The 16983-nt window shown below is 67.9% G+C and carries 12 protein-coding genes; 6 read left to right on the top strand and 6 right to left on the bottom strand.

The features are described from left to right. Positions 1-281: 281 nt before the first annotated feature. Positions 282-3296, bottom strand: coding sequence for an excinuclease ABC subunit UvrA (gene uvrA / locus APZ21_RS08950; protein ID WP_054812786.1), 3015 nt, complete (start codon positions 3294-3296; stop codon positions 282-284). A gap of 591 nt (positions 3297-3887) precedes the next feature. On the opposite strand from uvrA, the gene APZ21_RS08955 reads away from it, so the two are divergent. Beyond that, entirely contained in the window at positions 3888-4520 is a 633-nt protein-coding gene (locus APZ21_RS08955) for a response regulator (RefSeq protein WP_054812876.1), read from the top strand. Between the two features lie 4 nt (positions 4521-4524). On the opposite strand, the gene APZ21_RS08960 is transcribed toward APZ21_RS08955, so the two are convergent. Next, positions 4525-5310, bottom strand: a complete 786-nt coding sequence (locus tag APZ21_RS08960) for a sigma 54 modulation/S30EA ribosomal C-terminal domain-containing protein (RefSeq protein WP_054812787.1) — start codon at positions 5308-5310, stop codon at positions 4525-4527. A gap of 199 nt (positions 5311-5509) precedes the next feature. Next, positions 5510-6655: a beta-ketoacyl synthase N-terminal-like domain-containing protein gene (locus APZ21_RS08965; protein ID WP_054812788.1), complete on the bottom strand. Its 1146-nt coding sequence runs from the start codon at positions 6653-6655 to the stop codon at positions 5510-5512. Between the two features lie 258 nt (positions 6656-6913). On the opposite strand from APZ21_RS08965, the gene APZ21_RS08970 reads away from it, so the two are divergent. The 3 genes from APZ21_RS08970 to APZ21_RS08980 all read left to right on the top strand — a co-directional run bounded on the left by APZ21_RS08970 (position 6914) and on the right by APZ21_RS08980 (position 11008). Continuing rightward, a complete protein-coding gene (locus APZ21_RS08970) occupies positions 6914-8257 on the top strand; it encodes a sensor domain-containing diguanylate cyclase (RefSeq protein ID WP_054812877.1) in 1344 nt (447 codons plus the stop codon). Between the two features lie 12 nt (positions 8258-8269). Beyond that, the gene (locus APZ21_RS08975) at positions 8270-8608 is read left to right on the top strand and encodes an antibiotic biosynthesis monooxygenase family protein (RefSeq protein WP_054812789.1); all 339 of its coding nucleotides are present in this window, start codon (positions 8270-8272) and stop codon (positions 8606-8608) included. Positions 8609-8692: 84 nt separating this feature from the next. Continuing rightward, positions 8693-11008, top strand: coding sequence for a HelD family protein (locus APZ21_RS08980; RefSeq protein ID WP_054812878.1), 2316 nt, complete (start codon positions 8693-8695; stop codon positions 11006-11008). A gap of 61 nt (positions 11009-11069) precedes the next feature. Here the strand turns inward: APZ21_RS08980 and APZ21_RS08985 are convergent, their stop codons facing one another. Beyond that, positions 11070-11522: a universal stress protein gene (locus APZ21_RS08985; RefSeq protein WP_054812790.1), complete on the bottom strand. Its 453-nt coding sequence runs from the start codon at positions 11520-11522 to the stop codon at positions 11070-11072. 298 nt (positions 11523-11820) lie between these two features. Continuing rightward, complete coding sequence (locus APZ21_RS08990) at positions 11821-12681, bottom strand: AraC family transcriptional regulator (protein WP_054812791.1); 861 nt, start codon at positions 12679-12681, stop codon at positions 11821-11823. A gap of 52 nt (positions 12682-12733) precedes the next feature. Between APZ21_RS08990 and APZ21_RS08995 the strand changes: the two genes are divergently transcribed. Continuing rightward, on the top strand, positions 12734-13216 hold the full coding sequence (locus APZ21_RS08995) for a VOC family protein (protein WP_054812792.1): 483 nt from the start codon (positions 12734-12736) through the stop codon (positions 13214-13216). 47 nt (positions 13217-13263) lie between these two features. On the opposite strand, the gene uvrB is transcribed toward APZ21_RS08995, so the two are convergent. Next, positions 13264-15453, bottom strand: coding sequence for an excinuclease ABC subunit UvrB (gene uvrB / locus APZ21_RS09000; protein ID WP_054812793.1), 2190 nt, complete (start codon positions 15451-15453; stop codon positions 13264-13266). 214 nt (positions 15454-15667) lie between these two features. On the opposite strand from uvrB, the gene APZ21_RS09005 reads away from it, so the two are divergent. Next, positions 15668-16972, top strand: coding sequence for a cytochrome P450 (locus APZ21_RS09005; RefSeq protein WP_054812794.1), 1305 nt, complete (start codon positions 15668-15670; stop codon positions 16970-16972). The last annotated feature ends 11 nt before the right edge of the window (positions 16973-16983 follow it).

Raw genomic sequence — 16983 nt, forward strand, 5'->3', positions numbered from 1 at the left:
AGGGCGGCGATATCGACGCCTTCCATACGACTTCCTTTCTCGCACCGGGGTTTCGAGCGCCGACGGCACACCGACACCCCGGCTGACATATCGCTACCGTCCGGGTCACTTCCGAACAGTCGAGCCGATCTTACACATGAATATTTCACTTTTGTCATGGTTTTCGGCCTACCCGATCGATGCCGTCGATCACCCCCGGGTCGACCAGGCTTCACGCGCCTTCGCACCGCGCGGAACCGCCCGGGGAGTGTTCTCCGGGCGGGTTCTCGATATGTCCGCGGTCAGCGCAGTGCCGCGGCCTTACGCGCGAGACGTTTGGCCGCGGCAGGCTCGGCCTGCGTCTTGTTCGCGACGGTCTTCTTCGCGGCGACCTTCTTCGCGGATGCCTTGTCGGCGGGCGCCTTGGCCGCCTTCTTCACCGGCGCCTTGCGCGGGGCCGCGGGCGCGGCCAGCACATCCTTCAGGAACTGGCCCGTGTAGCTCTCGGCGACCTGCGCCACCTTTTCCGGGGTACCCTCGGCGACCACCGTGCCACCGCCCGAGCCGCCCTCGGGGCCCATGTCGATCACCCAGTCCGAGGTCTTGATGACGTCGAGGTTGTGTTCGATGACGATCACCGAATTACCCTTGTCGACAAGGCCGTTGATCACCCCGAGCAGTTTGCGGATGTCCTCGAAGTGCAGACCGGTGGTCGGCTCGTCCAGGATGTAGATCGTGCGGCCGGTGGAACGCTTCTGGAGTTCGGCGGCCAATTTCACGCGCTGCGCCTCACCGCCGGACAGGGTGGGCGCGGACTGGCCGAGGCGCACGTAGCCGAGGCCGACGTCCACCAGCGTCTTGAGGTAGCGGTGGATCGAGGTGACCGGTTCGAAGAAGTCCGCGGCCTCGTCGATGGGCATATCCAGCACCTCGGCGATGGTCTTGCCCTTGTAGTGCACCTCAAGGGTCTCCCGGTTGTAGCGCGCGCCGTGGCAGACCTCGCACGGGACATACACATCGGGCAGGAAGTTCATCTCGATCTTGAGAGTGCCGTCGCCCGAACAGGCTTCGCAGCGCCCGCCTTTGACATTGAAGGAGAACCTGCCCGGCTGATAGCCGCGCACCTTGGCCTCCGTGGTGGCCGCGAACAGGGTGCGGATCTTGTCGAAGACGCCGGTGTAGGTGGCCGGATTGGACCGCGGGGTGCGGCCGATCGGCGACTGGTCGACCTGCACCAGTTTGTCCAGGTGATCGAGTCCGTTGACCCTGGTGTGCCTGCCCGGCACCTGCCGCGCGCCGTTGAGCTTGTTCGCCAGCACGGTCGCCAGGATGTCGTTGACCAACGTCGACTTACCCGAACCCGAGACGCCGGTGACCGAGGTGAGCACCCCGAGCGGGAAGGCCACGTCGATGCCGCGCAGATTGTGCTCGGTGGCGCCGACGACGGTGAGCCGCCGCTTCCTGTCGACCGGGCGCCGCACCATCGGCACCTCGATGCGTTCGCGGCCCGAAAGGTAGGCGCCGGTCAGCGAATTCGGATCCGCGAGCAGTTCCCGATACGGTCCGCTGTGCACGACCCGGCCGCCGTGTTCGCCCGCGAGCGGGCCGATGTCGACCACCCAGTCCGACGCCTTGATGGTGTCCTCGTCGTGTTCGACCACGATCAGGGTGTTGCCGAGATTGCGCAGCCGGGTGAGGGTTTCGATCAGTCGGCGATTGTCGCGCTGGTGCAGACCGATGGACGGCTCGTCAAGCACGTAGAGCACGCCGACCAGGCCCGAGCCGATCTGAGTGGCCAGCCGGATGCGCTGTGCCTCACCGCCGGACAGGGTCGCCGCCGCGCGCGAGAGCGACAGATATTGCAGTCCGACGTCGAGCAGGAAGCCGAGTCGGGCCTGCACCTCCTTGAGCACCTGCCCCGCGATGGCGGCCTCGCGCTCCCCCAGGGTGAGCGCGTTCAGAAAGGCGGAGCATTCGGCGATGGACAGTTCGCTGACCTCGGCGATGGATTTGCGGTCCCCGCCCGCGTCGATGGTGACCGCGAGGATCTCCGGGCGCAGTCGGGCGCCGTCGCAGACCGGGCACGGGACATCGCGCATGTACCCGTCGTAGTGCTCCTTCATCTGCTCGGACTCGGTGTTGTCCATGCGCCGCTGGAGGAACGGCATCACGCCCTCGAAGTCGGCGTAATAGGACCGCTTGCGCCCGTAGCGGTTGGTGTAGGAGACGTGCACCTGATCGGCGCTGCCCTCGAGCACGGCCTTGCGCGCCTTGAGCGGCAATTCCCGCCACGGGGTGTCCATGGAGAAGCCGATGGCTTCCGCGAGTCCCGACAGCAGCCGGGTGAAGTACTCGGCCGTCTGCCCGCGCGACCAGGGCGCGATGGCCCCATCGGCGAGACTCAGTTCGGGATCGGGCACCACGAGATCCGGGTCGACCTCCTTGCGGATGCCGAGGCCGGTGCAGTCCGGACAGGCGCCGTAGGGCGAGTTGAAGGAGAACGAGCGCGGCTCGAGATCCTCGATATCGAGCGGATGCCCGTTCGGGCAGGCCAGACGTTCGGAGAAGCGGCGCTCGCGATCGTGGGCGTGCTCGTCGCGGTCGACGAAATCCAGGACGACGATGCCGTCGGCGAGGCGCAGCGCGGTCTCGATGGAGTCGGTGAGCCGCTGTTTGGAGTTCGGCTTGACCGCGAGCCGGTCCACGACCACCTCGACGTCGTGTTTCTCCTGCTTCTTCAGCTTCGGCGGATCGGTCAGCGGATAGACCACGCCGTCCACCCGCACGCGCGAATAACCCTGGGTGTTCAACTGGTCGAACAGGTCGACGAACTCGCCCTTGCGGGTACGCACGACCGGCGCGAGCACCTGGAACCGGATGCCCTCGTCCATGGCGAGCACCTGATCCACGATCTGCTGCGGGGTCTGCTTGGCGATCAGTTCACCGCAGACCGGGCAGTGCGGTGTACCCGCGCGGGCGTAGAGCAGACGCAGGTAGTCGTAGACCTCGGTGATGGTGCCGACCGTCGAGCGGGGGTTGCGGTTGGTGGATTTCTGGTCGATGGAGACCGCGGGGGACAGACCCTCGATGAAGTCCACATCCGGTTTGTCCATCTGCCCGAGGAACTGCCTCGCGTAGGCCGACAGCGATTCCACGTACCGGCGCTGGCCCTCGGCGAAGATGGTGTCGAAGGCGAGACTGGACTTGCCGGAGCCGGACAGACCGGTGAACACGATGAGACTGTCGCGGGGCAGATCCAGGTCGACCCCCTTCAGATTGTGCTCCCGAGCTCCGCGCACGGTGAGGCGTTCGGCCACCAGGTGAGTCCCTTCTCGATCGTGTCGGTGTTCGTATCAATCGCACGGTGTCCTGACGGTCCACCGACCCGCGTGGCCGGGCCCGGAGCACCCCGCCGACATGCTAGGCGCGACCACCGACAAGTTTCGCGGCCTCGCGGTCCGTCGCCGCGCACCCGGTGCGAAGAGCGCGGACCGGCCCGTGCATTCCGCGCGCCCGTGCCGGTCGGGCGCGCCCACATCCACACTATCCCCCTGCTCGCGACCGGTATGGCAGCGATCTCCGGGGCAGGCACACCGACGTCGGTCGCGGTGATCGATGCCACACCGGCGGAGGCGAACGCATACCGCTCGGCGACGAGCGCGACCATGCCGCGCGACTCGTCCGAGAACCGCCCGGTCCGCGATGTCCGACTCCGTCGCCACATTCCGCAGATCCGTGTCACAGACCGCCGACCGCCCCGACCGATCACGCGAAACCTCTTGCGCGTACCGCGATCTCGCCTCGATGCCGATTTCGCGGCACGCACTACCGCGTGCGGCTACGGTGGTTCCGGGGCGAGGCGTCGGATCCGACCACGACGAAGACATTCGAAACGCCGGGAGGCGAGCGTGATCAAGGTGTTCCTGGTCGATGACCACGAGATCGTGCGGCGAGGGCTGATCGACCTGCTGAACAACGACCCGGAACTGCGCGTGGTCGGGGAGGCGGTCGACGTGGCCGAGGCCATGACGGGCATCCCGCGGGCACGACCGGACGTGGCCGTGCTCGACGTGCGCCTGCCCGACGGCAACGGCATCGAACTGTGCCGCGATCTGCTCGCGGGTATGGAAGGACTGCGCTGTCTGATCCTCACCTCCTACACCGACGAGCACGCCATGCTCGACGCGATCCTCGCGGGCGCGAGCGGCTACGTGGTGAAGGACGTCAAGGGCATGGAACTGGCCGAAGCCATCAAGGCGATCGGCTCGGGACGGTCGCTGCTCGACACACGCGCCGCCGCGACACTGCGGGCGCGCCTGCGCGTCGGCGGTGACACCGACGGCGCCCTGGCCGGACTCACCGATCAGGAGCGCAAACTGCTGGCACTGCTCGGCGAGGGGCTCACCAACCGTCAGATCGCGGCGCGAATGTTCCTGGCGGAGAAGACCGTCAAGAACTACGTCTCGCGGCTGCTGGCCAAACTCGGTATGCAGCGCCGCACCCAGGCCGCGGTGCTGGCCTCGCGAATGCGCGAGTCCTGACGCCTCAGAACGGTACGACGACGGCGAGATCCCCGTCGTAGCGCCGGTAGAGCAATCTCCCGCGAGCGGTGTGCTCGTCGGTGAAGAACAGGAACGGCAGACCGGCGCGGCACAGCCAGGTCGCCGCCTCGTCCTCGGTCAGTGTCGGTGTCGGATCCGGTTGCACCGCAACGGGTAGCGCGCCCGCGGTCTGCGGCTGGTCGGCCGGTGCGGCGGGCGCGAACACCGCGCGCCGGCGCGCCAGGGTGACGCCGACCGGATCGCTCCAGTACACGATGGCGTCCTCGTCGGATTCGGCGTCGGTGAACAGGTAGGCGTCGTAGTCCATGGCGTCCATGACAGCTGCGGCCTCGGTGGGCGAACCGGTCAGCAGGGCGCATTCCTTGCGGCGCACGATCGGACGGCGCTCGGTGACGCGGCATAGTGGCGGGCGCGCGGGATCGGGCCACGAGCGTGATTGGTTGGCGGCCAGCCGGGTGATCTGGCGGTCGAGACGCTCGACCGCGAAGGTGACGGCGAAACCGCGCGGTCCGGTCACCTGCACGCGAATCGGTTTGTCGTGCATACGGATATTGGCCTGCACCACGGTGGGCTGGTCGAGATCCTCCGGCGCGGTGACCCGTACCCGCGCGGGCACGTCGAGATGGTGGCGACGCAGTACCCGGCCGATGGCACGCACCGCCCTGGTGACATCGGCGGGCGGAACCGCACCGCGGGTGGTGACCGCGAGGTCGGGGTCCGCCGCGGTGGTCCACTGCTCCGAGAGATATAACGGCTGCGACGAATTCATAGGACACCTCTGCTCTCTAATCCTCCGATCCGATCATCCCATCGGTGGCCCGCGTCGGCGAACAGGGTCGAAAGTCCCCGATCCGCGATCCGTACCAATCGCGGCGCAGCCGAAAACGCTTCTCCGTGGCCGGGATCCGAGACGGCCGACGGCGGCGGGGTGTGCCGAGTCATGTGATGCGCGCGGTACGGGCCGAACGCTAGTCCGCCGGGCCGAGCACGACCATCGAATTGTGCCCGCCCATGCCGAGGGACAGTTTCGCGGTGAGCCCGCCCTGGAAGGGCGTCGTCCCGTCCATGAGCCGCTCGTAGGCGGGCGCGACGATCGGCGCGGCGGGTACCAGGCCGCGCTCGTATCCCAGTGCGGCGGCGGCGATCTCGACCGCGGCCGCGGCGCCCTGGCAGTGACCGACCAGCGGTTTGACCGAATACACCGACGGCCGGTCCGCGAAGACGCGGGCGAGCAGATCCCGCTCGGCCACGTCGCATTGTTCGGTGCCGGTGCCGTGGGCGTTGAAGTAGGCGATGTCGGCGGCGGTCACGCCCGCGTCCCCGAGTGCGAGCCGGGCGCAGTCCAGGATCCGCTCGTGACTCGGTTCGACCGACACCACGTGGTGCGCGTCGTTGTTCATGGCCCCGCCGAGCACCGCGGCGTAGGGACGCGGCGCCGAACGGCTCAGCACGAAGGCCACCGACGCCTCCCCCATGCTGAATCCGCGACTGCCCTGCTGGAACGGTCGCGAGCCCTCCAGTGGCTCCACATCGGCGACCGCCGCGCCGAGGTGGACGAAATGGTGCACCAACTCCGGTGTCGCCGAAAGATCGCTCGCGACACAGATCACATCGTCGGCGAGGCGGGCATCGAGCCACAGCCGCGCTGTGATAAGCGCCACATTGGCCGAACTGCACGCGGCCGACACGTTCATGGCCGGGCCGTGAAAGCCGTATTCCTGCATGAGGACCGAGACGGGCGTCGAAGGCAATAGTCGTAGGAAGTCGCGGGATCTGCGCACGCCGCGGTCGACCAGATAGAAGTCCTGCCAGTCGACCACGTCGCCCAGGACTATGGCCTGCACCAGCCCAACGGTGCGGCCCGGTCGCCAGCCGCGGGCGCACGCGTCGCGAATGGCCTCGCGCGCCGACTCGTGCACCGCGCGGCCATAGCGACTGGTGCTCACCCCCTGGTCACCGCCCTCGGGCACGGTCGCGACCCATGCGTACTCGTCACGGGACGGTCCGTATCCGGGGGTCCGAGTGGCCGCGGATTTTCCGCTGGTCAAACCCTGCCAGAGCAGCTCACGCCCCCAGCCGTAGCCGGAGACGGCGCCGATTCCGGCGATCGTCATATGATCTCGTCGGTACTCGAAAGGGTGGGACGTGGTGCCCGGCATGATCTCTCCTCCGCCGGTTCTCCGTGGCCGCCGATATCGGCCCGACAAAGCAGAAAGAACCGGTTTTCTCTGTCATGATCAACCAGGTGGGACACGACAGGGCGTCCGTGCCGTGAGCCGAACAACACAGATGGTGTGATCTCGTGCACCTCGAAACCAGACCAATCCCGTGTTCCAATGGCCATGATTCGGTCGACGATCGGGGGTTTCCGAGTGGGTGAGGACAGGGCGGCGAACAGCTCGGCGGATGCCGAGCAGCTGGCCCAGCGGTACCGGTCGCTCGTGGAGCACACCCCCGACGGGATCTGTGTGCACGAGGGCGGCCGGATCCTCTATGTCAATCCCGCCACCGTCGGTCTGCTCGCCGCCGAGGACGCCGACGAACTCGTCGGCGAGCCGCTGACCCGTTTCGTGCATCCCCGCTCGGTGCCCGCCATGCTCGATCGCATCGGCCGCCTCGACACCGAGGGCGCAGCCTCCGAGCCGACCGAGATGACCCTGCTGCGGCTGGACGGGGGAATCGTCCAGGTCGAAACCGTCTCGGTACGCACGCCGTGGCTGGACCGCCTCGCCTACCAGGTCGTCATCCACGATCTGACCGCACAGCGCACCGCCGAGGCCGCCCAGCGCCTGGCCGAACAGCACTTCACGACCGTGGTCTCCCAACTCGAGGAGGGCGTGGTCGTCATCGATCGCAACGGCCGCATCGAATCGGCCAATCCGGCGGCCGCGCGCATCTTCGTCGCCGACAGCCGCGCCGACCTCACCGGCAGCGCCATCGATGAACTGTCGATGGCGCTGCTCGACGCGAATGCCCAGCCGCTGCCGCCGTCGCGCCACCCGATCGCGCGCACCCTCGCCACCGGCGAGACGATCACCGGCTACGTCTTCGGCGTCGACCGCGTCGACGGGCAGCGCCGCTGGCTGTCGGGCAGCAGCAGGCTGCTCAATCCCGACGACCCGTACTCCGCGGCGGTGTCCTCTTTCGCCGACATCACCGAATTCCGTGCCAGCCGAAGGCAACTGGAGTACCAGGCCACCCACGACTCGCTGACCGGACTGGCCAACAGGTCGCTGATCCTGTCCCAGCTCGCGAGCGCGCTGGCCACCAGCGAGGATCTGCCGGTGTCCACGGTGCTGTTCATCGACCTCGACGGATTCAAGGCCATCAACGACACCCTCGGCCACGCCATCGGCGACACCGTGCTCCAGATCGTGGCCCAGCGCCTGCAACGGGCGCTGCGCGCCGACGACCTGGTCGGGCGGCTCGGCGGCGACGAATTCCTGGTGCTGCTGTCCGGCGGCTCGCGCAGGATCGACGTGGACTCCCTGGTCGATCGGCTGCGCTCGACCATGTCCGAACCGATCATCGCGCGCGGGCACCGCATCCAGGTCAACGCCTCCATCGGCGTCACCGCGCTGGCCTCCGACGACCACCGCACCCCAGAGGCGGTCCTGCACGACGCCGACCTGGCCATGTACCGGGCCAAGACCACCGGACCTCGCGACGCCCCACTCGGCCCGGGTCTGCGGTCCGACAGCACGCACGCCTCCTGACGGAGATCCGGTTTGATCATCGAACACGCCCTGCTTCCCGTGGCGACCGAACGCGCCGCCGAATTCGAGGCCGCCTTCGCCGGTGCCCGGCCCCTCATCGCCGCAACACCGGGCTTCCGCACCCTCACGTTGTCGCGCTGTGTGGAATCGCCCGGCACCTATTTGCTGGTGGTCGAGTGGGACGACCTCGCCGACCACGTCGAGGGATTCCGCGGCTCGGATCGGTACGCGCGCTGGTCGGAATTGCTGCACCATTTCTACGACCCTTTCCCCGCCGTGCTGCACTTCGCCCCGGTGTTGTGCTCGGGGCCCTCACCTGCGGTTGCGGCGAGCACACCGGATCCGCAGTAAGCTCGACAACTCTGTTTTCACTCGCGCGTGAACCCACCGGTCGCGCGTGGGTCCCCGGCTCATCGCGGTGACAAGGAGTTCAGTTTGCCCGACCGCCTCACCCAGGACCGTGCCGAGCGCGACGGCGCGCCGGAGCGGAACCGCGACCTCGAGATCGAGCAGGAGCAGAGTTACCTCTCGGTTCTCTACGACCGGCTCGACGGCATGCGCGACTACGCCGAGAAGCGGCTGGCAACCGTGCTGCTCGAATCCGGCGGCACCCCGCAGGCCCGCTCCGAACGCGAGTCGTTCACCCAGCTCTACACCGAGGAACTCGCCAAATACGACGCCGCCGAACACGGACTCTGTTTCGGCCGCATCGACCTGGACCCGAACGCCGAGGGCGAGGACTCCTACCGCTACATCGGACGCCTCGGCATCCTGGACGAGAAGGACGATTTCGAACCGCTGCTGCTCGACTGGCGCGCACCGCTGGCCCGGCCGTTCTACCTGGCCACCACCGCCGCCCCGGACGGCGTGACGCGGCGCAGGCACATCCGCTCGCGCAACCGCAAGGTCACCGCCGTCAACGACGAATACCTCGATCTCGACGCCGCCCGGCGGGCAGGCATGGTCGAGGACGACGGCGGCGTCGGCAGTGAGAGCGCCCTGCTCACCGCGCTCAACGCGGCGCGCACCGGTCACATGAACGACATCGTGGAGACCATCCAGTGCGAACAGGACGCCATCATCCGCTCCGAGCACAAGAGCGTGCTCGTGGTCCAGGGCGGGCCGGGCACCGGCAAGACCGCCGTGGCGCTGCACCGGGCGGCCTTCCTGCTTTACACCTACCGACGGCAGTTGGCCAAGAGCGGCGTGCTCATCATCGGCCCCAATGCCACCTTCCTGGACTACATCGGTCAGGTGCTGCCCTCCCTCGGCGAGACGGGTGTGCTGCTGTCGACCATCGGCGACCTGTATCCGGGGGTCAAGGCGACACGTGCGGACACCCTGCGGGCGGGCGCGGTCAAGGGCTCGTCGGTCATGGTGGAGGTGCTCAAACAGGCGGTACGCGACCGTCAGGAGGTGCCGTCGCAGCCGATCGGTCTCACCTTCGACGGCTATCCGGTGCGCTTGGACCGCAAGATCGCCACCCGCGCGCGCGGCCGGGCCCGCTCCTCGCGCCGCCCGCACAATCTGGCCCGCCCGATCTTCGCGACCTCGATCATCGACGCGCTCACCGATCAGCTCGCCCAGACCATGGGCGCGGATCTGTCCGGTGGTCCGAGTCTGCTCAGCCGCACCGATCTCGCGGAGATCCGCGACGAGATGAACAGCGACCCCGAGGTGCAGGCCGCCATCGGGCGGCTGTGGCCGATCCTGTCCCCGCAGGAGGTGCTCGCCGACCTGTTCGCCGATCCGAAGCGGCTCGACCGGGCCGCGGCCGCCCTCGATCCGGCCGACCGCGCCGAGCTCGTCCGCGACGACGACGGTGAATTCAGCGCCGCCGACGCGCCGCTGCTCGACGAGCTCGCCGAACTGCTCGGCGTGGACGACACCGAGGAACGCGAGCGCTCCCGCCGCCGCTGGCGCGCCCAGATCGCCGAGGCGCAGGACGCCCTCGACATCCTGACCGGTTCCGCGCCACAGGATCTCGAGGACGAACTCGATCCCGAGATCCTCATGGCCTACGACCTCATCGACGCGAGCAAACTCGCCGAACGTCACGACGCGCGGGCGCGCCAGACCACGGCCGAACGCGCCGCGGGCGACCGCACCTGGACCTACGGTCACGTCATCGTGGACGAGGCGCAGGAGTTGTCGGAGATGGCGTGGCGAATGGTCATGCGGCGCATCCCGAATCGCTGGATCACCGTGGTCGGCGACGTGGCACAGACCGGCGACCCGGCCGGCGCCTCCTCCTGGCAGTCGATGTTGGAACCCTATGTGGCCCAACGCTGGAAGCTCACCGAGCTGACCGTGAACTACCGCACCCCCGCGGAGATCATGGCGGTGGCCGCCGACGTGCTGGCCGATATCGCCCCCGGGGCGAGGGCGCCGCGGTCGGTGCGCGAGACCGGCAATCCGCCGCGCGCGCGGCGGGTCGAGGCGGCCGAACTCCCCGCGGCGCTGGCGGCCTCGATCGCCGCCGAACGCGGCCCCGGCACAACGGCCGTGATCGCGCCGGTCGATCTCGTGGACGAATTGTCGGATCTGGCCGGAGAATCCGTGCGGGTGCTGACCGTGCGGGAGGCCAAGGGCCTGGAATTCGACACCGTGTATCTGGTGGAGCCGCGGCGCATCATCGACGAGTCGCCGCGCGGCGGCAACGACCTGTACGTCGCGCTCACCCGGGCCACCCAGCGGCTGAGCGTGCTGCACAGCGAGGATCTGCCGCCGGTGCTCGGCGCACTGGGCTGAACCCGGATGCGCGTACGCCCCGTCGCACCGGGTGGGGCGACGGGGCGTACGCGGGATCGGGCTAGCGGACGGTGTGCACGATCAGCACGTCCGAACTCGACTTACGGGCCACGTCCGAGGGCACCGAGCCGAGCAGCCGCCCGGTCAGGGTGTTGAGGCCGCGGTTACCGACGACGAGCAGATCGGCCTGCAAGTCCTTGACCAGGCCGAGCAGCGAGTCGACGGGTTCGCCGACCACGGCGCGCTCGACGATCTCCGTGGCGCCCGCCGCGATCGCGCGGTCACGGGCGATCCGCAGGATCTCGTTGGTGGGAGCGGAACCGCGGACCTGATACGCCTCGTCCTTCAGCACGTCCGCGGCGGCGGCCACGTCGCGGTCGTCGGTCGGGTAGTAGGCACAGGCCAGGACGAGGGTCGCGCCCGCGGCGCCTGCCAGCGCCGCGGCCTTGTCGACGGCGACGTATGACGAGTCCGAGCCATCGGTACCGACGACAATGGTCCGGTAGGCGGTCATGTGATCCTCCAACTATGCGGGTCGGGTGCCTTGGCGCCAGTGGGCCCGACGTCGGGGCACCGGTGCGGCGACTGCGCTCGACCATAGCGGCAAATGGTCCGAATATTTCAGAAATCGCAACACACATCACACCGCTGGTGTCGCGGGGTTTCGGCCGCCGCCGGTTAGCGCGGAATCCTCGACCCGACAGCGACCAGGGACGACCCGAATCGCCTACCCCCGTTTATGTGATCCGTCACAACCGACGCGAACCCGATTGCGCGCCTGGGAGATTCATCACAGATCCGTCCGATTGGCACTATCGGCCCGCGGGAAAGGCTTTCGAGGTGACCTCGTCGCGCGATCGTATCGAATTCTTGGCGTATTCCAACGGCGCCATTCCGACCTCGGCGGTGAACTCGCGGGAGAAATGCGCCTGATCGAAGTAGCCGAGATCGGCGGCGAGCGCGGCCAGATCCTCGGTGCGTCCGCGCGCGAGCAGATCCGCGCCGTCCTGCAACCGGTAGCGCCGCAGCACCCACTTCGGACTCGCGCCGACATAGCGCCGGAACATCCGTTGCAGCGTGCGCGCGGTGACATCGAAACGCTCGGTGACCTGATCGACCCGGGTCAACTCCGTATCCCGCTCCATCGCCGAAACGATCCGCAATACCAGCGGATACGTCGGGTCCGCCTGCGGCGGGCGACTGCCGAAGAATTCCTCGGCAATCGCGCGGCGTTCGGCATCCGACGATGCCTCCAGCACTCGCTCGGTGAGCCCCGCGGCTTCCGGGAGCACCTCGGTCAAGGCGATCGCGGTATCGCGGAAGGCGCCGACGTCCAATCCGGTATAGGCGCCGAAGCCGCCCGCGCGGAATCGAATACCGAATGTCTCCCCGATCCCGGAGAGTTCGCGAACGTATTTCGTCGTCGGGACGCCGTTCACGAATCCGCCGGATCTGGTGCCGGTGCGTTCGAAAGTGATGTTCACGCACGGAAAGGACAGCACCTCGGCGAAATAGGGCCCCCGGTCGCGCAGATCCCAGCGCACCGACCAATACCATTCGACGAATCGCGCCACCGACGGCCCGGCGGGCATGCGGGTCAGCGACCGGTGCTTGGCCTGCTCGTCCGGGTGCAGAATGCCCTTCACATCGCCCGGGCCGGGAACCTCAGCCACGGTGTCGCATTCTTACAAGACCGGGCCTGCGCCGTCGACGAGGCTTGTTGCCATGAGCGAGACAACCACTTCCACCGTGCGACCCATCCCCGACGGCTACCACTCGATCACCTGCTTTCTCGCCGTGCCCGACGGGAACAAGGCGATCGACTTCTACGGCGCGGTCTTCGGCGCCGAGGTCGTCAGCCGCAACGATCTGCCCGACGGGCAGCCCGCGCACGCCGAACTCCGCATCGGCGATTCCACCCTGCAACTGGGTATGCCGATTCCCGACAACGGTGTACTCGCGCCAACCGGCGAGTGGGTGCACACCTCGATCGTGCACTACTGCCCCGATGTGGATGCCGTCGTGCGCCGCGCGGTCGAACACGGCGCGCGCAGCGCCGAGGAGCCGCAGACCTTCGTCACCGGCGACCGCTACGGCGTGGTCATCGATCCCTTCGGCCACCGTTGGGCGGTGTTGACCCGGGTCGAGGACGTCTCCCACGAGGAGGCACAGCGCCGAGTCGACCAGTGGATGGCGACGCGGGGCTGATCGACCCGAGGCCGATCGACCCCCGGCGATGATGGACCGGCCGTCGCTCAACTGAGCCCGGCCGCGTCCATACCGCGCAATTCCTTCTTCAGATCCGCGATCTCGTCGCGTAGACGGCCCGCCAGCTCGAACTGCAACTCCCGGGCGGCGTTCATCATCTGCGCGGTGAGTTCGGCGACCAGGTCGGCGAGTTCGGCGCGCGGCATCGACTTGATGTCGCGGCCCTCGATGACACCCGCGCTCACCGCGCGCCCCGGCTCGCCCTGTGCCCGCCTGCCACGGCTGGCATTGCGCCCCGACCCGCCGACGGCGACCTCGTCGTCGGCCTCCTGATAGACCTGATCGAGAATGTCGGCGATCTTCTTGCGCAGCGGTTGCGGGTCGATGCCCATCTCGGTGTTGTAGGCGATCTGCTTGGCCCGGCGACGTTCGGTCTCGTCGATGGCGTGGCGCATGGAATCGGTGATCTTGTCGGCGTACATGTGCACTTCACCGGAGACATTGCGCGCCGCGCGGCCGATGGTCTGGATGAGGCTGGTGCCGCTGCGCAGGAAGCCTTCCTTGTCGGCGTCGAGAATCGCGACCAACGACACCTCGGGCAGATCCAGACCCTCACGCAGCAGGTTGATGCCGACGAGCACGTCGTATTCGCCGAGCCGCAGTTGGCGTAGCAGTTCGACGCGGCGCAGGGTGTCGATCTCCGAATGCAGATAGCGCACCCGCACGCCGAGACCGAGCAGGTAGTCGGTGAGATCCTCGGCCATCTTCTTGGTCAGCGTCGTGACGAGCACGCGTTCGTCGCGTTCGGTGCGGACCTTGATCTCGTGGACCAGATCATCGATCTGCCCCTTGGTCGGCTTCACCACGACCTGCGGGTCGACAAGACCGGTCGGGCGGATGACCTGTTCGACAACCTCGCCGCCGGTCCGGCCGAGTTCGTAGGAGCCCGGAGTGGCCGACAGATACACCGTCTGCCCGATCCGGTCGGCGAACTCCTCCCAGGTCAGCGGACGGTTGTCGACCGCGGAAGGCAGCCGGAAACCGTATTCGACGAGGTTGCGCTTGCGCGACATGTCGCCTTCGTACATGCCGCCGATCTGCGGCACCGTGACATGGGATTCGTCGATGACGAGGAGGAAATCGTCCGGGAAGTAGTCAAGCAGGGTGGCCGGGGCCGAACCCGCCGGACGGCCGTCGATATGGCGCGAATAATTCTCGATGCCCGAGCAGAAGCCGACCTGGCGGATCATCTCGAGATCGTATTGGGTGCGCATGCGCAGCCGCTGCGCCTCGAGCAGTTTGCCCTGCCGCTCCAGTTCGGCCAGGCGTTGGTCGAGTTCGGACTCGATATCGCGCACCGCGCGTTCCATCCGGTCGGGACCCGCCACATAGTGGGTGGCCGGGAAGATCCGCAGCATGTCGACCTGTCGCACGACATCGCCGGTCAACGGGTGGAGGTAGTACAGCGCCTCGATCTCGTCGCCGAAGAATTCGATGCGCACCGCGAGCTCCTCGTAGGAGGGAATGATCTCGACGGTGTCGCCGCGCACCCGGAAGGAGCCGCGCACGAAGGACATGTCGTTGCGCGTGTACTGCACGTCGACCAGCAGTCGCAGCAGCGCGTCGCGGTCGATCTCGGCGCCGACCTCGAGTTGCACGGACCGGTCGAGATACGACTGCGGCGTGCCGAGACCGTAGATGCACGACACCGACGCGACCACGACCACGTCGCGCCGCGACAGCAGACTCGAGGTGGCCGAATGGCGCAGGCGCTCGACGTCGTCGTTGATCGAGCTGTCCTTCTCGATATAGGTATCGGTCTGCGCGATGTACGCCTCGGGTTGGTAGTAGTCGTAGTAGGAGACGAAGTACTCGACGGCGTTGTTCGGCAACATCTCCCGCAATTCGTTGGCCAACTGCGCGGCCAGTGTCTTGTTCGGGGCCATCACCAGGGCGGGCCGCTGCAACCGCTCGATCAGCCACGCTGTCGTGGCCGATTTTCCGGTGCCGGTGGCGCCGAGCAGCACCACGTCGCGCTCGCCCGCGGTGACCCTGCGTTCCAGTTCGGCGATGGCCGCGGGCTGATCGCCCGCGGGGCGGTGTTCGCTGACCACCCTGAACTGCCCGTCGGCGCGTTCGATCGCGCCGACCGGCCGGAACTCCGAATGTGCGAGCGGCGTCTCGCCGTGGGCCCGGCCCTCGTAACCCTCGGCCGGAATCTCGGTTGCGAATGCCATGGACCCCAGCGTAGGCCCGACCACCGACAGATTTCCGCGCGAGCGATACGCCCGCCGCGAACCCGGAAACGACGAGGTCGCCTACCACGGTCGGTCCCGAGGCGGCACTCGGGTAGGGTCCGCCAGGGTTGTGATATTCGTAACGCTCGAAGACATTCGCCATAGGTTCGCCATGCCCGAAGAGAACGTGTTGGTTCGACGACGGAGGGGCTCGATGAAACCGCAGTACGTGTACCGGTGGGTCAACAACCACGGGGTGATCCGCCTGTTCACGAAGGTGCTGGTGCGCCGGGGCGATCTGTTCGCCCGACTGAACGGCAGCGCGGAGGGCATCGAGAATCCCTACGCCCTCATCGAGGAGATGCGCGGACAGGGCGGGCTGCACCGGACGCTGCCGGTGTGGACCACCTTCGATCACGAGATGGTCCGGGATATACTGCGCGACAACCGTTTCGGGGTCGGGGTGCCGACCGTGCTCGGTAAGCCGCGGCCGCTGCGGCGCGTTCTCGATCGCAGGCCGATTCCGCCGAACCCGGTGGATCCGCCCTCCATGCTGGTGATCGACCAGCCCGAGCACACCCGGTTGCGCAAACCGGTCACCGCGGCCTTCACCCCCCGCGCCATCGCGCGGCTGAGCGAGAGGATCGAGACGGTCACCGAGGAATTGCTCACGGCGCTGCCCGAAGACGGCCCCACCGATCTGGTCGCGCGGTACGCGGCCCAGGTGCCCATCGCCATCATCTCCGAGATGCTCGGGTTCCCGGACGCCGACCGTGAGATGTTCCTGCGCTGGGGCGACGACATCAGTCCATTGCTCGACCTCGGCATTCCCTGGCGGACTCACCAGCGGGCGATGGAATCCTCCGAGCGGGTGCACCGCTATCTCGCCGAGCACGTCGAGCGCCTGCGCGCCGAACCCGGCGACGACATACTCAGCAGCCTGGTCACCGCAGGCGAGTTGTCCTCCGACGAACTGTGCGCCTCGGCGACGCTGCTGATGGCCGCGGGCTTCGAGACCACGGTCAACCTCATCGGCAAGGGCATCGCCTGGTTGCTGCGCCACCCCGACCAGTTGGACCGACTGCGCGCCGAACCGGACCTGTGGCCCAACGCGGTGGAGGAGATCCTGCGCATCGATCCGCCGGTCCAGAGCACCGTGCGGACCACCCGCACGGCACTCGAGGTGGGCGGCGTCCGGTTGCGCAAGGGATCGACCGTGGTGCTGTCGCTGGCGGGCGCCAACCGCGATCCCGCCGTGTTCGCCGATCCGGCCCGTTTCGACATCACCCGGGACAACGCCAAGAACCACCTCTCCTTCAGCAGCGGTATCCACGTGTGCCTCGGCGGTGGCCTGGCCCGCACGGAAGCGGCGCATGCCCTGCGGGCGCTGTTCGAGGCGTTCCCGGATCTGCGGCTGACCGAGCCGCCCGTCCGGCGTCCGCTCTACACCCTGCACGGTTACGAGCGACTCCCCGCGCACACCGGTCCGCGCGTACGCGGTCACCAGCCCATCGGCTGAACTCCCCGGGG

The sequence above is a fragment of the Nocardia arizonensis genome, assembly GCF_001310275.1.
GTDB lineage: Bacteria > Actinomycetota > Actinomycetes > Mycobacteriales > Mycobacteriaceae > Nocardia > Nocardia arizonensis.

Excerpts from the sequence above, each read along its gene's own strand:
- APZ21_RS08960 (WP_054812787.1), bottom strand. The coding sequence starts at position 5,310 with ATGAATTCGTCGCAGCCGTTATATCTCTCGGAGCAGTGGACCACCGCG.
- APZ21_RS08965 (WP_054812788.1), bottom strand. The coding sequence starts at position 6,655 with ATGACGATCGCCGGAATCGGCGCCGTCTCCGGCTACGGCTGGGGGCGT.
- APZ21_RS08985 (WP_054812790.1), bottom strand. The coding sequence starts at position 11,522 with ATGACCGCCTACCGGACCATTGTCGTCGGTACCGATGGCTCGGACTCG.
- APZ21_RS08995 (WP_054812792.1), top strand. The coding sequence starts at position 12,734 with ATGAGCGAGACAACCACTTCCACCGTGCGACCCATCCCCGACGGCTAC.
- uvrB (WP_054812793.1), bottom strand. The coding sequence starts at position 15,453 with ATGGCATTCGCAACCGAGATTCCGGCCGAGGGTTACGAGGGCCGGGCC.
- APZ21_RS09005 (WP_054812794.1), top strand. The coding sequence starts at position 15,668 with ATGAAACCGCAGTACGTGTACCGGTGGGTCAACAACCACGGGGTGATC.